General features: G+C 69.3%; 18 protein-coding genes. 5 read left to right on the top strand and 13 right to left on the bottom strand.

Translation table 11 applies throughout. The features are described from left to right. Window positions 1–28: 28 nt before the first annotated feature. The 3 genes from H5398_RS07675 to hemQ are packed head-to-tail and all read left to right on the top strand — an operon-like array spanning window position 29 to window position 3065. Complete coding sequence (locus tag H5398_RS07675; RefSeq protein WP_182782981.1) at window positions 29–1297, top strand: glutamyl-tRNA reductase; 1269 nt, start codon at window positions 29–31, stop codon at window positions 1295–1297. A 2-nt stretch (window positions 1298–1299) separates the two neighbouring features. Further along, window positions 1300–2340 (top strand): ferrochelatase, encoded by a 1041-nt coding sequence (locus H5398_RS17310; protein WP_255443629.1) that lies wholly within the window; start codon window positions 1300–1302, stop codon window positions 2338–2340. Next, window positions 2337–3065, top strand: coding sequence for a hydrogen peroxide-dependent heme synthase (gene hemQ, locus H5398_RS17305; protein ID WP_255422208.1), 729 nt, complete (start codon window positions 2337–2339; stop codon window positions 3063–3065). The genes H5398_RS17310 and hemQ overlap by 4 nt, the downstream gene beginning before the upstream one ends. Window positions 3066–3071: 6 nt before the next feature. Here the strand turns inward: hemQ and H5398_RS07665 are convergent, their stop codons facing one another. The 12 genes from H5398_RS07665 to H5398_RS07610 form a co-directional block, all read right to left on the bottom strand. Beyond that, complete coding sequence (locus tag H5398_RS07665; protein WP_182782982.1) at window positions 3072–4088, bottom strand: LLM class flavin-dependent oxidoreductase; 1017 nt, start codon at window positions 4086–4088, stop codon at window positions 3072–3074. A 7-nt stretch (window positions 4089–4095) separates the two neighbouring features. Further along, the gene (locus tag H5398_RS07660) at window positions 4096–4713 is read right to left on the bottom strand and encodes a histidine phosphatase family protein (protein WP_182782983.1); all 618 of its coding nucleotides are present in this window, start codon (window positions 4711–4713) and stop codon (window positions 4096–4098) included. Next, window positions 4710–5114, bottom strand: a complete 405-nt coding sequence (gene rsfS / locus H5398_RS07655; RefSeq protein WP_370585746.1) for a ribosome silencing factor — start codon at window positions 5112–5114, stop codon at window positions 4710–4712. Before rsfS ends, H5398_RS07660 begins: the two co-directional genes overlap by 4 nt. Next, complete coding sequence (gene nadD / locus H5398_RS07650) at window positions 5101–5769, bottom strand: nicotinate-nucleotide adenylyltransferase (protein WP_182782985.1); 669 nt, start codon at window positions 5767–5769, stop codon at window positions 5101–5103. Before nadD ends, rsfS begins: the two co-directional genes overlap by 14 nt. Beyond that, complete coding sequence (locus H5398_RS07645) at window positions 5766–5903, bottom strand: hypothetical protein (RefSeq protein WP_182782986.1); 138 nt, start codon at window positions 5901–5903, stop codon at window positions 5766–5768. Before H5398_RS07645 ends, nadD begins: the two co-directional genes overlap by 4 nt. Window positions 5904–6552: 649 nt before the next feature. After that, a complete protein-coding gene (locus tag H5398_RS07640; protein ID WP_182799608.1) occupies window positions 6553–7794 on the bottom strand; it encodes a glutamate-5-semialdehyde dehydrogenase in 1242 nt (413 codons plus the stop codon). A gap of 123 nt (window positions 7795–7917) precedes the next feature. Beyond that, window positions 7918–8520 (bottom strand): PQ-loop domain-containing transporter, encoded by a 603-nt coding sequence (locus tag H5398_RS07635; RefSeq protein ID WP_182799607.1) that lies wholly within the window; start codon window positions 8518–8520, stop codon window positions 7918–7920. Window positions 8521–8610: 90 nt separating this feature from the next. Beyond that, window positions 8611–9708 (bottom strand): glutamate 5-kinase, encoded by a 1098-nt coding sequence (gene proB / locus H5398_RS07630; protein WP_182799606.1) that lies wholly within the window; start codon window positions 9706–9708, stop codon window positions 8611–8613. After that, window positions 9698–11206 carry a GTPase ObgE gene (gene obgE, locus H5398_RS07625; RefSeq protein WP_182799605.1) on the bottom strand — a complete coding sequence of 503 codons (1509 nt, stop codon included), beginning with the start codon at window positions 11204–11206 and terminating at the stop codon, window positions 9698–9700. The genes proB and obgE overlap by 11 nt, the downstream gene beginning before the upstream one ends. A 90-nt stretch (window positions 11207–11296) precedes the next feature. Then, complete coding sequence (gene rpmA, locus H5398_RS07620) at window positions 11297–11548, bottom strand: 50S ribosomal protein L27 (protein ID WP_182782991.1); 252 nt, start codon at window positions 11546–11548, stop codon at window positions 11297–11299. Window positions 11549–11560: 12 nt separating this feature from the next. Continuing rightward, window positions 11561–11869: a 50S ribosomal protein L21 gene (gene rplU / locus H5398_RS07615; RefSeq protein WP_182782992.1), complete on the bottom strand. Its 309-nt coding sequence runs from the start codon at window positions 11867–11869 to the stop codon at window positions 11561–11563. A 121-nt stretch (window positions 11870–11990) separates the two neighbouring features. Continuing rightward, window positions 11991–13667: a ribonuclease J gene (locus H5398_RS07610; RefSeq protein WP_182782993.1), complete on the bottom strand. Its 1677-nt coding sequence runs from the start codon at window positions 13665–13667 to the stop codon at window positions 11991–11993. Between the two features lie 47 nt (window positions 13668–13714). Between H5398_RS07610 and H5398_RS07605 the strand changes: the two genes are divergently transcribed. Further along, window positions 13715–14242, top strand: coding sequence for a GNAT family N-acetyltransferase (locus H5398_RS07605; RefSeq protein WP_182782994.1), 528 nt, complete (start codon window positions 13715–13717; stop codon window positions 14240–14242). Between the two features lie 115 nt (window positions 14243–14357). Further along, the gene (locus H5398_RS07600; RefSeq protein WP_220489243.1) at window positions 14358–16031 is read left to right on the top strand and encodes a BCCT family transporter; all 1674 of its coding nucleotides are present in this window, start codon (window positions 14358–14360) and stop codon (window positions 16029–16031) included. 23 nt (window positions 16032–16054) lie between these two features. On the opposite strand, the gene dapB is transcribed toward H5398_RS07600, so the two are convergent. Next, window positions 16055–16795 (bottom strand): 4-hydroxy-tetrahydrodipicolinate reductase, encoded by a 741-nt coding sequence (dapB, locus tag H5398_RS07595; RefSeq protein ID WP_182799604.1) that lies wholly within the window; start codon window positions 16793–16795, stop codon window positions 16055–16057. Window positions 16796–16859 lie beyond the last annotated feature (64 nt).

The raw sequence follows: 16859 nt of genomic DNA, 5'->3' as shown, positions 1-16859 counted from the left end.
GGGTGATTGAATAGGGATCACTGTGACTATGCGCGTGTTCTCGATTCAGCACGACCGGCAGGGACTGCCGGAGGTTGAACGCATCAGCCCTTGCGTTGACGACGTTGCCTCCCGCCTGACTTCCCTCCCGGAGGTCAACGGGGCCGTCGTGCTCAACACCTGCAACCGGGTCGAGGTGCTCCTCGACACCACCGGGGAGGCGTCGAACACGCGCCTGCGTGCCGCCCTCAACACCGCGTTCGACACCCCTCCCGTCTGGGACCTGTACCTCGGCGAGGCCGCGCTCGGGCACGTGTTCCGCGTGGCGGCCGGCCTGGATTCCATGGTGGTGGGCGAGCGGGAGATCGCCGGCCAGCTGCGTCGCGCGCTGGCCGCGGCACAGCAGGACGGGTCCACATCGCTGCCGCTGACCATCGCCGTCGACGAGGCACTCAAGACGTCCCGGCGGATCGCGCGGGAAACCGCGTTGGAGAGCGCCGGGCGCTCCGTGGTGAGCGTGGGCCTGGACCTGATGGGTCTCGACGACTGGCCCACCGCCACCGTCACCATCGTGGGCACTGGTTCCTACGCCGGGGCCGTCGTCGCCGCCCTGCGTGCGCGCGGCGTCGCCCACATCCGCGTGCATTCCGCCAGCGGTCGGGGCTCCGCGTTCGCCGACAGCCATGACCTCAACCACGTCGCCGCCCTCGAGGAGGCCCTCGCAGGCACGGACCTGGTCGTCACCTGTCGCGGCCTGGGTTCCCCCGTCATCGAGGTCGCCCACGTGCAGGGCCCGCAGCGCTTCCTCGATCTGTCCCTGCAGCGGGACGTGGCCCCTGAGGTCGCCGCGCTGGTCGGCGTGCGCGTCGTCGATCTGGCCTCCATCCAGAATTCGATCCGGCCGTGCTTCGCCGACGACACCCGGCGCGCTGAGGCGCTGGTCGAGGCAGGGGTTGCCGAGGTGCTGATGAAGCTTCGCTCACGCATCGTGGACCCGGCCGTCGTGGGGTTGCGGCAGGCGGTCATGGCGCTGGTCGACGACGAAGCTGCCCGCCTTCCCCAGCGTCCGCTCACCCACGACGACGCCGCCCTGGCGCTGCGCCGGTTGGCCACGAGGCTGCTGCACATCCCGTCGACGCGGGCCAGGATGGCTGCCGAACAGGGACGCACCGAGGAATACCTGCTGGCCATGGCCGAGCTCTTCGGGATCGGCGCCGGCGAGGTGGTGGACCCCGAGGCGATGGAGTCGCAGCACTGCCCGGTCACGCACCTGGCCGTCAACGACCTCGACTCCGCCGACGCCCAGGAGGCCATGTGAGTATGGCCCCGTACACCGCGGTCCTGTTCGCCTCCTACGGCGGCCCCAACGAATCGGCCGATGTGCTGCCGTTCATGCGCAACGCCACCGCCGGACGGGGCATCCCGGACGAGCGGCTCATCGAAGTCTCCAGGCACTACGAGCTGTTCGGGGGCAGGTCACCGATCAACGAGCTCAACGCTGCGCTGATGGAGGCGGTCCGCGACGAGCTGGCCCGGCGTGGCGTCGTGGTGCCGGTGGTGATCGGAAACCGCAACTGGCATCCCTACTTCGCCGACACGGTGCAGGAGCTGGTGGATGCCGGCCATGAGCGCGTGCTCGCGCTGGCCACCTCCGCCTACTCCTCCTACAGTGGATGCCGCCAGTACAACGAAGACCTGCAACGGGCCGCTGACGGCCGCCCGATCCACATCGACAAGGTGGACCCCTTCGCGGAGACCCCCGGGTTCGTCTCGGCCAACGCCCGCGCCCTCGGCGAGGCCGTGCGGCGCCTGAGGGCCCGGATCGGTGAGAACACGCTGAGGGTCCTGTTCGTGACCCACTCCATCCCGAGCGCCATGAATGAGGCGTCGTCCACGGGTGAGCCGGAGCGCCGCTACGACGCGCAGCACCTGAGGGTCGCGGCTGCGGTGGCCGCTGAGGCGTCGGCGCTGGTGGGCGAGGAGTTGGCCTGGGAGCTCACGTTCTGCTCCCGCTCCGGCGCCCCGCACATCCCCTGGCTGGAGCCCGATGTCAACGACCGGATGCCCGAGGTGCAGGCCGACGGCGTCGCGGGCGTGGTGGCGGCGCCCATCGGGTTCATCTCCGATCACATGGAGGTGGCCTACGATCTGGACACCCAGGCCAGGGAAACCGCCGCCGAGCTCGGCCTCCCCTACGAGCGGGCGGCCACCGTCGGAACCGACGCCGGCTTCGCGGTCCTGCTGGTTGACCAGTTGCTCGCGAAGGCCGCCGCCGCGCGAGGCGAAGTGCCCGCCGAGGGTCGCTGCCGGTTCTCCACCGGCCGCTGCTGTCTGCCCCGCCCCCTGGAAGGTTCCCGATGAGCAAGCACCCCGGTCGAGACGAGCGCGACGAGCAGGACGTGGACCTCGAGGCCATCAACGCCCAGCCGCTGTACGCCATGTACTCGGTGTTCGCCACCCGCGCACCGCTGCCCGCCTCCACTCTCGAGGCATCGGCGTTGGGCGCCGGCGTCACCGCTGCGCTCGAGGACACCGGGGTGAGCGTGCGTGGCTTCTACGACGTGGGCGGCTTCCGCGCGGACGCCGATCTGATGGTGTGGACGCTGGCCCATGATCCGGCCCCGCTCCAGGCTGCGTACCACGCGGTGCGGCAGAGCGGCCTCGGAGCCTACCTGTCGCCCGTCTGGTCCGTGATGGGCGTGCACCGCCCCGCCGAGTTCAACCGCACCCACGTGCCCAGCTGCTTCGCCGGCTTCGCGCCACGGCCGTGGATCACCGTCTACCCGTTCGTCCGCAGCTACGACTGGTACTACCTGGACGACGCGCATCGCTCGAAGATGCTGATGGAGCACGGCATGGCCGGGCGAGAGTACCCGGACGTCGTGGCCTCCACGCTCTCGTCGTTCGCGCTGGGCGACTACGAGTGGATCCTGGCCTTCGAGGCCGACGAACTGCACCGTCTGACAGACGCGATGCGCCACCAGCGTTCCGTCGAGGCCCGGCTGCACGTTCGCGAGGAGACGCCGTTCTTCACCGGCCCGCGCGTCGGGATCGACGAATGGATCGCCCGGCAGCCGATGGCCTGACCCGCCTCACTCCTTCCAGCCGAGCTCCCGGGCCACGGCCACCAGGTTCTCCATCCAGTGGACGTTGTAGTCCACGCCGAGTTGGCTGGGCATGGCGAACAGGACGTAGTCGGCCTCGGTGACGGCCTCGTCGGCGCGCAGCAGCTCAGCGACCTCCTCGACTGTGCCCACCATCTGCGGCCCAGAGCGGGCCTTCGAGCCGTCCAGAATGCCCACGCTGTCGTGGGCGTCGCCCCTGAGTCCGAAGTAGCGGCGGTCGTCGTCGTTGGTGATCGGGAAGACAGGCCGGGTCACAGCGGTCAGGCCGGGGCCGGGATGTCCCATCCGACGAAACACCCTGCGGTAGCTGCGGACCTGGTCCGCCTGCTGGACATGGAATGGACGGCCGTCGTCGGCCAACAGCAACGTGGAGCTCAACAGGTTCATGCCCTGCTCCGCCGTCCAGACCCCCGATTCCACGCTGCCCGCACCCCACCAGATCCGGTCCGGCAGGCCTGGGCTGATCGGCCGGATGGGAAGGTCCGGGCCGTCGCCGGAGAACTGGGCGGCGGCGGAGTGGGCGACCGGTTCGCCAGCGATGGCGCGGCGGAACCGTGCCACCTTGGCCTGGGCGTGGTCGGCCCAGGATTCGCCGTCGGTCAGCCGGTAGCCGAACTGCTTCTCCCCGTCGGCGGCGTGTTCCGGGCTGCCCCGGCTGACGCCCAGCTGGAGCCTGCCCCCGGAGATGAGGTCCGTGGCGGCGGCCTGCTCGGCCATGTGCAGCGGGTTCTCGTAGCGGAGGTCCACCACACCGGTGCCCACGTCGATGCGCGACGTGACGGCTGCCATCGCCGCGAGCAGCGGGAACGGTGTGGCGTGGGACTCCTCGAAGTGGTGGACCCTCACCCAGGCGCCGTCGAGGCCAACCTCATCGGCTGCTTCCGCGAAGGCGACGTGTTGGCGCAGGGCAGCGGCGGCGTCGGGCACCCTCGCCCCCACCACCGCCCGGTAGTGCCCGAAGGACAGGAACCCGATCCGCTTCATACCTGGGCTAACGCGGCGGAGTGGGGAATATTCCGACGTTGTGGGCAAGCAGCCGCCAGGCGCCGTGGGCGTGGCCGAGCTCCGAGAAGTGGGCGTTGCCGAGCCCTCCGAGGACTCTGCCGTGTGCACCCACGATGGCGTGGATGACGCGGTTCAGGAGCAGGCCGTGCGACACCACCAGCACTGTCCCTCCCTCGTGCGAGGCCGCGATCTCGAGTAGCGCCGGCAGGCCGCGTGCCACCACGTCGGCCAGCGTCTCACCCTCAGGGGAGCGCCGGAAATCCACCCCATTGGCGTACTTGGCCTCGTAGTCCGGCATCGAGGCCTTGACCTCGTCCCATGTGAGACCGGACCAGCTGCCGACGTCGATCTCCATCAGCCGTGGGTCGGTGAGGATCTCCGCCCCAGGCCGGGCCAGCCGCGCGGTGTCAAGGGCGCGCGAGAGAGGGGAGGAGTAGACAGCGTCCAGGTGGACGTCCGCGAAGACCCCGCGCACCGCCTCGGCCTGCTGCCGCCCCGCCGCGTTCAGCGGCACGTCGGCCTGTCCTTGGAAGCGCTGCTGCGCGTTCCAATCGGTTTGGCCGTGCCTGAGGAGAAGCAGGCGCGTCGAGTGCTCGAGCCTCACTGCGCCGCGTCGTCGCTGACCTCGTCGTCGTCGGGCTCGGGAAGATGGAGCTCCAGCGGGATCTGAGGGCAGTCCTTCCACAGACGCTCGAGGTTGTAGAGCGTGCGCTCCTCCGTGTGCTGGACGTGCACGACGAAGTCGATGTAGTCGAGCAGCACCCAGCGGTTCTCCCGGTCCCCCTCGCGGCGGACCGCCTTGTAGCCGGCCGCGATCAGCTTCTCCTCCACGCCGTCGACGATGGCGCCGACCTGGCGCTCATTCCCGGCGGAGGCGATGAGGAAGATGTCGGTGATGGCGAGCTGTTCGGACACGTCGAAGGCGACGATCCTGTGGCCCCGCTTATCCGCCGCGGCCTGTGCCGCGATCTGGACGGGCTTCAGCACCTCGTCAGCTACGGTCACTGGGTACTCCTGACTGGGGGGCCGGGTAGAGCCCCCGTTTGGCGATGTATTGGACGATGCCGTCCGGCACGAGGTACCAGATGGGTTCATGGGCGTGGACGCGTTCGCGGCAGTTGGTCGACGAGATGGCCAGGGCAGGAACCTCGAGGAGAGTCACCGCGTCCTCGGGGAGATGGGCGAGATCATCGGGGGTCATCGGCACGCCGGGGCGCGTCACGCCCACGAAATGCGCGAGATCGAACAGTTCATCGGCCCCGTACCAGGTGAGGATCTGGCGGACGGCGTCGGCGCCGGTGATGAAGAACAGATCCGTGTTGTCGCCACGCTCTGCGCGGAGGTCCTTGAGCGTGTCGACGGTGTAGGTGTTGCCGGGCCGATCGATGTCCACCCGGGACACGGAGAACCGCGGGTTGGACGCGGTGGCGATCACCGTCATCAGGTAGCGGTCCTCGGCGAGGGAGACCTCGCGGTGGCTCTTCTGCCACGGCATGCCGGTGGGGACGAAGACCACCTCGTCCAGACCGAACTTGGCCGCCACCTCGGAGGCGGCGACGAGGTGCCCGTGGTGGATGGGGTCGAAGGTGCCGCCCATCACGCCGAGGCGGTAGCGGCGGGAGGACTCCGTGCGCGCCAGTGCGAGCTCGGTGGTGGTCACTTGGAGTGCGGGCGACCCGAACCCATGCCGACGATCCACGCGATCACGCCGAGCAGCGTGGCCAGCGCGAGTGCGCCCATCACCCAGCTCGGCACGGCGGGTGCGGCTGCGGCGGTCTCCAGAAGAAGGCTCATGGCGCCCGATCCTAGCAAGGGATCCCCCGGCAGTCGTCCTCTCGGCTGGTGGTCGTCCCGCACCCCCCGGAATGCGGGCCGCCCGCGAAGCGACATCGCTCCCTGAGGAGGGCCGCCCGCGAAGCGACATCGCTCCCTGAGGAGGGCCGCCCGCGGAGCGGCGTGGCCTCTTTCGCTCCCTGAGGAGGGCCGCCCGCGGAGCGGCGTGGCCTCTTTCGCTCCCTGAGGAGGGCCGCCCGCGTAGCGGCGTGGCCTGTCTCGAAGGGTCGTGACTACCACCTTCACGCGGATCTCGTGGTCGGGTGCGGTGAGCCGTGACTCGATGCCCGGGCGGCCGTTGTCCACAGTCGGAAACCTGCTGCCGGTGTGGTCCATGGTCGGGTGTTGAGGCCGCCCGGGCATCGACTCGCGTCTCCCCGCACTCGTCCTGTCTGTGGCGTGGTCTTGTCCGGGTGCTTGCCGGCAGGGCGGCGCTGGGGTCGGGTCTGCTTAGGCGGGACGCCGGTTGGGTGATCGTCGGGTTGGGCACCGCTGCGCAGTGCCGCCCTGCCGTCCCCCAGCCTCGCTGTCAGGTCCGGGTTCTCGACCCTTCGAGGGACCCTCAGGGGTTTCGCTGGTGAGTCCGGATGCTGGACCCACCCGGGATGTCCTAGGCGCGGACCTGCCCGTCGCCCTCGATGATGTATTTGCTGCTCGTCATCTCCGGGAGCCCCATGGGGCCGCGGGCGTGCAGCTTCTGGGTGGAGATGCCGATTTCGGCGCCGAAGCCGAACTCCCCGCCGTCGACGAAGCGGCTTGAGGCGTTGACGAGCACCGCCGCGGCGTCCACCTCGGCGACGAAACGCTCGGCCGCCTTCCTGCTACGCGTGACGATGGTCTCCGAGTGGCCGGTGGTGTGGGACCGGATGTGCTCGAGCGCCTCGTCGAGGGAGCCGACCACCTTGGCGGCGAGATCCAGGGTCAGGTATTCGGCGTCGTACTCGTCCGGGTTGGCCGGGACGACGGCGTCGGAGTAGGCCGCAGTGGCGGAGTCGCCGTGGACGGTGACCCCGGAGCGGCCGAGGGCCTCAAGTGCCCGCGGGAGGAATTGGTCGGCAATGTCGCGGTGGACAAGGAGGGTCTCCGCGGCGTTGCAGACGCTGGGGCGCTGGGTCTTGGCGTTGAGCAGGATGGTGAGCGCCTGGTCGAGGTCCGCGTCCGCGTCGACATAGACGTGGCAGTTGCCGGTGCCGGTCTCGATCACCGGCACCGTCGACCCGTCGACGACTGCCTGGATGAGCCCTGCGCCGCCGCGCGGGATCAGGACGTCCACCAGGCCGCGGGCGCGCATCAACTCGCCCGTCACCTCCCGGCCGCCTTCGACCAGATGGACGGCGTCGGGGGTGACGCCTGCGGTCTCCAGACCGCTGCGGAGCGCGGCGACGGTGGCGCGGTTGGTGTTGAGCGCCGAGGACGAGCCTCGCAGGAGGGCGGCGTTGCCGGACTTGAGGCAGATGCCGGCCGCGTCCGCGGTGACATTGGGGCGGGCCTCGTAGATGATGCCGACGACGCCGAAAGGCACCCGCACTTGCGTGACCGAGACGCCGTTGGCCAACTTCCATCCCCGGACGACGTCGCCGACGGGGTCGGGGAGGGCTGCAAGGTCGCGGAGACCCTGGACCATGCCCGCGATCCGGGCGGGCGTGAGTGCCAGGCGGTCGACGATGGACTCGGGAGTCCCGGCCGCGCGCGCCCCCGCGACGTCGACGGCGTTGGCCTCGAGCAGGTTGGGTTCGGCCGCGGCGAGGGCGTCTGCCATGGCTGCCAGCGCCCGATCCTTGGCGGCGCGATTCAGCGTGGCCAACTCGATGGCTGCCTTGCGGGCGGCAGTGGCTTGGGTCCGGAATTCCATGCGCCGAGTCTAGGCCGAGTCCCACCGTCGTCTCGGGGAATCTCGCCTGACGCGGCTGGCGCACGCCGGCGCTGGCCGGACGCCGCTATGTCGCGGCGCTGTGGCGGTCGGGCTTCGCCGGGCTCAGACCGCGAGCGCGACGCGGCCGCGGGCGCGCAGGTGCCGGACGACGTAGACAGCGAGGTTGACGGTGCACACCACCGTCATGGCTCCAGCGCAGATGATGAGGGCCCAGTCGGAGGTGAACAGGCCGAACGTGAACCACATCGCCTGGACGAGCAGCATGATCGACAGGTAGCCCACCGACACTCCGGAGAGGTCCGGCGCGCTGACCATCTCACGCAACTGGGAGGACTGGCCGAAGAGCTGGGGCACCGCGATCACGAACCCGAACGCCATCGCTCCGAAGACCAGCTCCACGCCGGTCAATGACGCGGCCAGCACCACCGGGAGGACGAGCTGAGGTGCGATGGCCTGCCTCCGGTCCCGAAGGACGAACACGACAATGAGCAGCGCGAGCAGCGACATCACCAGGTTGGGCCACTGCATCTGGGCCTTCTGGACCAGGAAGCCGTGCACCATCCATGCGCCCGTGGTGGCCGCAGAGATCTGCCACAGCCGCAGCGACACCCCGGCGCTGGTCCTGGCACGCAGGATCCGGATCAACTGGGGAAGGTTGGACGCCACACCGATGGCTGCAGCCACCCACCCGAAGACCTCGATCACCCGTCCAGGGTAAGCCAGCGCGACTCCCCCGAGAAATCGGCGCATCGTCGCCCAAATTCGTCCGCCTCCGCTGCACGAAGGGGCGTGCGATCAGTCCTCGGCGAGCATCATGTGGTCGCGGTGCACGACCGGGCGCTGGCCGCGATGACCATCCTCCACGCTGCTGTGTCCCATCTCGGCGATCAGTTCCGCGCTGGAGTAGCCGACGAATCCGCGACCCACAGGCTCCCCGTCCGGCCCGACGATCTCCACCGGCTCGCCCTCGGCGAAGATGCCCACCACCTCGCGCACCCCGATCGCCAGCAGGGACGCCTTCTTCTCCACCAGTGCCCGCCTCGCGCCGGCATCGACGTGGAGGAAACCGCGGGGCTCCGCCGCGAAGGCGAGCCACAGCAACCGTCGTGGGCGGCGCTTCCGGGTGGGGAGGAACAAGGTGCCCACGTCCTCGCCAGCCAGCGCGCGCTCAAGGTGGTCTGCCAGGCTCAGCACCACGCTGACGCCCGCCTGGGTGGCGATCTCGGCCGCCTGCACCTTGGTGCGCATCCCCCCGGTGCCGACCTTTGACCCCACCCGGGACGTGTCGACCTTGAGGGTGGAGATGTCCTCGACCCGATCGATCCGACGGGCGCCGGGGGTGTCGGGATGGGCCGTGTACAGGCCGTCGACGTCGCTGAGGATGATCAGCGCATCGGCGCGGACCAGGTGGGCGATGAGGGCCGCGAGGCGGTCGTTGTCTCCGAAGCGGATCTCGTGGGTGGCCACGGTGTCGTTCTCGTTGACGATCGGGATCACCCCGAGCCGGAAGATCCGCGAGATGGTGTTGAGCGCGTTGCGGTAGGTCCTGGGCCGCAACACGTCCTCGACAGTGAGGAGCAGTTGCGCCACGGTGACGCCGTGCTCGGCGAACGCGTCTGAGTAGTGCCTGATCAGGAGCCCCTGGCCGACGGCGGCGGCCGCCTGTTGGGTCTCCAGGTCCCGCGGCCGGCGCCTCAGCCCGAGCGGGCCCAGCGCGGCGGCGATGGCGCCGGAGGTGACGAGGACCACCCGGACCCCGCGACCGTGCAGCGCCGAGAGCACCCGCGCCAGCATCGCCACCCGGGCCGGGTCCAGGTGGCCGTCGGGCCTGGTCAACGAGGACGAGCCGACCTTGACGACCACCCGGTCAGCACCCGCGACCTCAGCCCTCATCGTCGTCGCCCACCTCCGGCGCTGGCTCGTAGCCGGTGGTGGCGAAGTCGATGCCCGAAGCCTTGGCCGCGTGGTAGTCGGCGTCCATCCGACGGCGGCGCGAGGCGGCGGGCCGAGGCGTCTCCAGGCGGACATCCTCGCCGCGACGGCTCAGGATCTCCGCGCCGGTCTCCACCTGCGGGGCGAAGTCGAACACCACTGCGTTCTCGCCTCCGATCGCGACCGCGTCTCCGGGGCGCGCGCCGATCTCGAGCAGCTTCTCCTCGACGCCCAACCTGTTGAGCCGGTCCGCCAGGTAGCCCACGGCCTCGGCGTTGGCGAAGTCCGTCTGTTTGATCCAACGCTCTGGCTTCTCGCCGCGGACCCGCCAGACGAGGCCGCCCTCGCCGTCGCCCTTCTGCACGATGGTGAACTCCGGCCCGGCCGCGCGGCGTGCGACGGGCAGCGGGCGGAGCACCTGCCTGGGCTTGGCAGCCTCGGGCAGCGCGGCGCGCCGGGCGGCCACGATCTCAGCCATGGCGAACTTCAGCTCGTTGAGCCCCTCCCCCGTCTTGGTGGAGATCTCGAAGATCCGGTGCCCGAACTTCGCCAGATCCGGGCGTGCGATCTCCGCCATCTCGTGCGCGTCCGGCAGGTCGACCTTGTTGAGGGCGATCAGGCGCACCCGGTCCTCCAGGCCCCCGTGGGCGGTCAGCTCGGCCTCGATGATCTCCAGGTCCGTCAGCGGGTCACGCCCCGGCTCGTAGGTGCCGAGGTCGATGACGTGCACGATGGCCTGGCACCGCTCGATGTGGCGCAGGAAGTCGAAGCCCAGGCCGCGACCCTCGGAGGCGCCCTCGATCAGGCCGGGCACATCGGCGACGGTGTAGGTGACGTCCCCGGCGACCACGACGCCCAGGTTGGGAATCAGCGTGGTGAACGGGTAGTCGGCGATCTTCGGCCGCGCCCGGGAGATGGCGGCGATCAGCGACGACTTCCCGGCGGACGGGAACCCGACGAGGCCGACGTCGGCGATCACCTTGAGCTCGAGCTGGACCAGCCGGCTCTCCCCCTCCTCGCCGAGCAGCGCGAAGCCGGGAGCCTTGCGTGCGGCCGAGGCCAGCGCCGCGTTGCCGAGCCCGCCCTTGCCCCCGGCTGCGGCGACGTACTCAGCCCCCGGCTCGGTGAGGTCTGCCAGCACCTCCCCTGTCTCGGCGTCGGTCACGACCGTGCCGCTGGGGACCGCCAGGACGACGTCATCGCCGTTGGCTCCGTCGTGGTGGTCGCCCTTGCCCGGCTGCCCGTTGACGGCCTTCCGGACAGATTGGCGGTGGAACTCGACCAGGGTCGAGAGGGAGTCGTCGACCCGGAAGATGATGGAGCCTCCCGTGCCACCGTTGCCGCCGTCCGGTCCCCCCAGCGGAACGAACTTCTCGCGGTGGATGGAGGTGCAGCCGTGGCCGCCGTTGCCGGCCTGAACGGTCAGCTTGACCCGGTCGACGAACGAGGGAATAGCCATGGAAAGCTCCTTATCAGCCGAGGCCGAGTGTATCGAAAAAGCAAGAACGGCCCCGGAGGGCCGTTCTTGTGATGAGTGTCCGCCGAAGGATCAGGCTGTCACGACGTTGACGACGCGACGTCCGCGCTTGACGCCGAACTCCACCTGGCCTTCGACCAGGGCGAAGAGGGTGTCGTCGCCACCGCGACCCACACCGTCGCCCGGGTGGAAGTGGGTGCCGCGCTGGCGCACGAGGATCTCGCCCGCGCCGACGACCTGGCCTCCGAAGCGCTTCACGCCCAGGCGCTGGGCATTCGAGTCACGACCGTTGCGCGTCGAGGACGCGCCCTTTTTGTGTGCCATAGTGTCAGCTCCTCAGCTCTCGATCCCGGTGACCTTGACCTGGGTGTACCGCTGACGGTGACCCTGGCGCTTCTTGTAGCCGGTCTTGTTCTTGTACTTCAGGATCCGGATTTTCGGACCCTTCTTCATGCCCAGCACCTCAGCGGTGACGCTGATCTTGCCGAGTCCCTTGGCATCTGAGGTGATCTTGTCGCCGTCGACCAGCAGCAGCGGCTGCAGGGTGACGGTGTTGCCGACCTCTTCGGACACCAGATCGATGTCCAGGACGTCGCCAACAGCCACCTTGTGCTGACGTCCACCGTTGCGCACGATCGCGTACACGACTGACCTACCTTCTTGTTTGCTTCAAGCCTTGCGGCGCGCCCGACCCGACAGGGGGCAAAGCACCGAGGGCCAACTGTACGTGGGCGCCCCGCACCCGGTCAAACCGGGCATGCCCATTCTAGGTGGTGACAACCACCGGCACGATCATCGGGCGGCGACGCAGTGACCGCGCCACCCACTGGCCCACCACGCGGCGGGTCACCTGCTGCAGGCGGAAGGAGTCGTTGACCCCGTCGCGCATCGCGTCGGTGAGTGCATCGGCCACCCGCTGGCGGGCCTCGTCGAAGACGCTGCTGTCTTCGGCGATGCCGCGGACGTGAATGTCCGGGCCGCTGACGATGGTGCGGTTGTGCACGTCCACAGCCGTGATCACGGAGACGAAGCCCTCCTCGCCCAGGATCCGGCGGTCCATGATGGACTCCGAGATGTCGCCCACGAACGAGCCGTCGACGAAGACGTAGCTCGCATCGATCGAGCCGACCTTCTTGGCGATGCCGTCCTTGAGGTCGATCACGTCTCCGTCGCCGGCCACGATGGTGCGCGCAGCGGGGACGCCCGTGGCCTGCGCGAGCTTGGCGTTGGCGATCAGGTGGCGCGCCTCGCCGTGGACGGGCAGCACGTTGCGGGGCTTCAGGATGTTGTAGCAGTACAACAACTCGCCCGCTGAGGCGTGCCCCGAGACGTGGACCAGCGCGTTGCCTTTGTGGACGACGGTGGCGCCGAGTGCGGAGAGTCCGTTGATGACCCGGTACACGGAGTTCTCGTTGCCGGGGATCAGCGAGCTGGCCAGCAGGACGGTGTCGCCCGGGCCGACCTCGACGACGGGGTGGTCGCTGTTGGCGATCCGGCTGAGCGCGGCCATCGGCTCGCCCTGCGATCCGGTAGAGACGATGACCACCTTGCTCGGCGGGTACTTGTCGATTTCCTTCAGCTCGATGAGGGTCCCGGCCGGCACCTTGAGGAAGCCCAGATCCCGCGCGGTGCCCATGTTGCGCACCATCGAGCGGCCCACGTAGACAACCTTGCGGTCGTGCTTGACGGCCATGTTCAGGATCTGCTGGATGCGGTGCACGTGGCTGGCGAAGCTGGCCACGATCAGCTTGCCCGTGGCCTGATCGAAGACGCGCGCGATGGCGGGCTCGAGGTCCCGCTCCAGGGTGGTGAACCCTGGGGACTCCGCGTTGGTGGAGTCCACCATGAACAGGTCCACACCCTCCTCACCCAGGCGGGCGAAGCCGCGGAGGTCGGTCAGGCGGCCGTCCATCGGCAGCTGGTCCATCTTGAAGTCGCCGGTGTGCAGCACCAGCCCGCCCTTGGTGCGGATCGCCACCGCCAGGGCGTCCGGAATGGAGTGGGTGACGGCGAGGAACTCGAACTCGTAATTGCCGATCTCGACGATGTCGCCCTCCTCGACGGCGTCGAGGTCGAAGTTGCGGATCTTGTGCTCGCGCAGCTTCGTGGCGAGGAACGCCAGGGTCAGCTTCGAGCCGTAGATCGGGATGTCGGGGCGCTTCTTCAACAGATAGGGCACCGCTCCGATGTGGTCCTCGTGGCCGTGGGTGAGGACGAGGGCGACGATGTCGTCGAGCCTGTCGTCGAGGTAGCCCAGCGCGGGGAGGATGAGGTCGACACCGGGGTGGTGATCCTCCGGGAACAGCACACCACAATCCACCAGGGCGATCTGCCCGTCGATCTCGAAGGCGGTCATGTTGCGACCGATGTCCCCGAGCCCTCCGAGCGGGATCACCCGCAACGTTCCTGGGGCCAGTTTGGGGGGTAGTGTCACGTCGGTCATGGGCTCAGGCTAGTGGATAGGGGGGCGGCCGCCCCTACGATGGCGCCATGTCTGTCACCGACACCGTCCGCCTGGCCATGCCCGCCGAAGCCGTCGACGTCGCCCGCGTCCAGCGGCGCGCCTGGGCCGAATCCGGCCTGCTGGCGGCTGCGGGCGGCGGCCTCCCGGCAGACGAGGCGACGCGAGTGTGGCACGAGGCGATCGTCAAGCCCCCGCTGGCCCACCTGCGCGTGCTGGTGGCCATCGGCGACGTGGGCGTGGTGGGGTTCGCCGTCACCGGGCCGAGCGGGGATCCGGACCGCGCCGAGCGCGACGGGACGGTCGCGGAGTTCGTCGTCGACCCTCGGCACCGGGGCGCCGGCCACGGATCGCGTCTGATCAACGCCGCCGTCGACACGCTGCGCCGGGACGGCTATCTGGTGGCGACGATGTGGGTTCGGGCCTCCGACGATGCGCTGCGGGCCTTCCTGTCCGGCTGCGGCTGGGCTGCGGACGGTGCGCACCAGGAGATCGGGACCGACGATGGCGCCCCCGGCATCAAGCTGATCCGGATGCACACCGACATCTCGGTGTGATCGAGACAGGAGACTTGCGACCCGTCCACGGCCCGTGACAGGGTGGAGGCTGGTTTTTCGCGTAACCGAGTGACTCTGAGCCTACTGAACCTGAACCTGACCGAGGGAGCCCGCAGTGCCCACACCCCTGACCCCGCGCGCCGTCGAGCGCGACATGGCCACTGATGCGTGCGAACCGCCGACGGAGGGTGGGGGCCTCAACCGTTGGGTCTTCGGCTCGTCGGCGCTCATCATCCTCGCCGCCCTGACAGTGGCCCTCATCGCACCGCAGGCGTTCAATGACGTCGTCTCGGCCATCAACACCGTCGTGGTCAACTCGATCGGCTGGTACTACGTGGCCCTCGTCTCGGGCTTCGTCATCTTCGCTCTCGTCGTCGCCTTCAGCAAGCTCGGCACCATCCGGCTGGGCCCCTCCGACGAGGCCCCGCAGTATCCGTGGCGGACATGGTTCGCGATGCTGTTCGCCGCCGGGATGGGCATCGGGCTCGTGTTCTGGGGCGTCGCGGAGCCCCTGTGGCACCTCGCGGCGCCGCCGCCCGGATTCGGGGAGTCGGGTATCGAGGCGCAGGGTCGCCGGGCCATGGCGCAGACCTTCCTGCACTGGGGCGTGCACGCCTGGGCCGTGTACGTGGTCGTCGGACTGGCTGTGGCCTACGCCGTCCACCGCAAGGGGCGCCCCGTCTCCATCCGGTGGGCCCTCGAGCCGATCCTCGGCAAGCGGACCAACGGGCCCATCGGTGACGCGATCGACATCGCGGCTGTCGTGGGCACCCTGTTCGGCGTGGCCACCTCATTGGGTCTCGGCGTCAACCAGATCGCGGCCGGCCTGGAGCACCTCGGTCTAGTCGACGGCAGCACCACCGTCAAGCTGCTGATCATCGCCGGCATCACCGTGCTCGCGACCCTGTCGGTGGTCTCCGGGCTGGATCGCGGCATCGCCTTCCTGTCGCGCGCCAACCTGTGGCTGGCCGCGCTCCTCATGGTGGCCGTGCTGATCCTCGGACCCACCCTGTTCGTGCTGCGCGAACTGGTCTCCGGATTCGGCGGCTACATCCAGAACTTCGTGTCGATGTCCTTCCAGACCTTCGCGTTCTACGGTGATCGGGGCGAGTCCTGGCTCGGCGCCTGGACCACCTACTACTGGGGATGGTGGATCGCCTGGTCCCCGTTCGTGGGTGTGTTCATCGCCCGCATCTCCCGCGGCCGCACCGTGCGGGAGTTCGTCTCCGGCGTCCTGCTGGTTCCCACCGCCGTCACCATGCTGTGGTTCTCGGTCATGGGCGGCACCGCCCTCTACCAGCAGATCTTCGGCGGGGCAGACCACATCGTCGACGGTTCGGTGAGCACCAACACCGCCCTGTTCGACATGCTGGGCCAGCTGCCCGGCGGCTCACTCCTGTCAGGGGTGGCGATCGTTCTCGTGCTGGTGTTCTTCGTCACCAGCTCGGACTCGGGTTCGTTCGTGGTGGACATGTTGACCCACAACGGCAACCCGAATCCGCCTGTGTGGTCCCGGGTCTTCTGGTCCGTGCTGGAGGGCTCGATCGCTGCGGTGCTCATCTGGGCCAGCTCTGCCGCATTGGGCGGAGACACCTCGGGGATCTCCGCTCTCCAGGCCCTGACGATCGTGGCGGCGGCACCGTTCTCGCTGGTGATGATCGGCATGTGCTTCTCCGTGGTCAAGGCGCTCCGGCACGACGTCGCGGTGTGGGAACGGGCCGAGGAGACACTTCTGCGCCGCGAGCTGGCTGAGGAGGCCGCCAAGCTCGCCGCGGACCCGCCCCAGTGAGGTGAGGTGAGGGCTGGGGCTCGTCAGAGTCCCAGCACTGACTCCATCTCGAGCGTCAGGCCGGGGTGGTCCACAACATGGCGGATGCCTGCCACCACGCCGGGCATGAACGAGACTCGCTCGAAGGAGTCATGGCGGACGGTCAGCGTCTCTCCCGTGTCGCCGAAGAGGACCTCCTGGTGTGCCACCAGTCCCTGCAACCGGATGCCGTGGATGTGGATGCCGTCCACCACGGCACCCCGGGCGCCGTCGTCATGGACGGTGGCGTCCGGGACCGGGCCCAACTCCGCCTCCGCGCGGGCCGCCGCGATCCGACGCGCCGTCGTGGCCGACGTGCCGGAGGGGGCGTCGGCCTTGTTGGGGTGGTGCAGTTCGATGATCTCCGCCGACGGGTAGAAGGGCGCTGCCAGTGCGGCGAACTTCATCATGAGCACCGCCCCGATGGAGAAGTTGGAGGCGATCAGCACCCCCACCTCGGGGTGCGCGGCGCAGAGCTCCCGCACTCTCGCGAGGCGCTCATCGTTGAAGCCGGTGGTGCCGATCACCATGTGCAGCCCGCGCCCGAGGCACCACTCGATGTTGTCCATCACCGCGTCAGGGTGTGTGAAGTCCACCACCACCTGGGCCCGGTTGACCAGTTCCCGGGGCTCCCCCAGGTCCGCGCCACCCACGGGGGTCATGCCCTCGGCGCGGGTGACGGCCCGGACCACCTCGCTGCCCATCTTGCCGCTGACTCCGAACACGCCCACGCGAATCTCTGTCATAGGTGATCCCTTCTGGTTCTCTTCCATCTCCATCCAAGCATCGACGGCAGGGTGGCGCCACCCT

It is taken from the genome of Tessaracoccus sp. MC1679 (genome assembly GCF_014164775.1).
In the GTDB taxonomy this organism is placed as follows: Bacteria; Actinomycetota; Actinomycetes; order Propionibacteriales; family Propionibacteriaceae; genus Arachnia.
The sequence above is the reverse complement of the archived record's forward strand: the minus strand, read 5'-3'. Positions and strand labels throughout refer to the sequence as shown.

Excerpts from the sequence above, each read along its gene's own strand:
- H5398_RS07645 (WP_182782986.1), bottom strand. The coding sequence starts at position 5,903 with ATGAGCCTTCTTCTGGAGACCGCCGCAGCCGCACCCGCCGTGCCGAGC.
- H5398_RS07605 (WP_182782994.1), top strand. The coding sequence starts at position 13,715 with ATGTCTGTCACCGACACCGTCCGCCTGGCCATGCCCGCCGAAGCCGTC.
- rpmA (WP_182782991.1), bottom strand. The coding sequence starts at position 11,548 with ATGGCACACAAAAAGGGCGCGTCCTCGACGCGCAACGGTCGTGACTCG.
- dapB (WP_182799604.1), bottom strand. The coding sequence starts at position 16,795 with ATGACAGAGATTCGCGTGGGCGTGTTCGGAGTCAGCGGCAAGATGGGC.
- hemQ (WP_255422208.1), top strand. The coding sequence starts at position 2,337 with ATGAGCAAGCACCCCGGTCGAGACGAGCGCGACGAGCAGGACGTGGAC.
- H5398_RS07610 (WP_182782993.1), bottom strand. The coding sequence starts at position 13,667 with ATGACCGACGTGACACTACCCCCCAAACTGGCCCCAGGAACGTTGCGG.
- proB (WP_182799606.1), bottom strand. The coding sequence starts at position 9,708 with ATGAGGGCTGAGGTCGCGGGTGCTGACCGGGTGGTCGTCAAGGTCGGC.
- H5398_RS17310 (WP_255443629.1), top strand. The coding sequence starts at position 1,300 with ATGGCCCCGTACACCGCGGTCCTGTTCGCCTCCTACGGCGGCCCCAAC.
- obgE (WP_182799605.1), bottom strand. The coding sequence starts at position 11,206 with ATGGCTATTCCCTCGTTCGTCGACCGGGTCAAGCTGACCGTTCAGGCC.
- H5398_RS07665 (WP_182782982.1), bottom strand. The coding sequence starts at position 4,088 with ATGAAGCGGATCGGGTTCCTGTCCTTCGGGCACTACCGGGCGGTGGTG.
- H5398_RS07675 (WP_182782981.1), top strand. The coding sequence starts at position 29 with ATGCGCGTGTTCTCGATTCAGCACGACCGGCAGGGACTGCCGGAGGTT.
- H5398_RS07640 (WP_182799608.1), bottom strand. The coding sequence starts at position 7,794 with ATGGAATTCCGGACCCAAGCCACTGCCGCCCGCAAGGCAGCCATCGAG.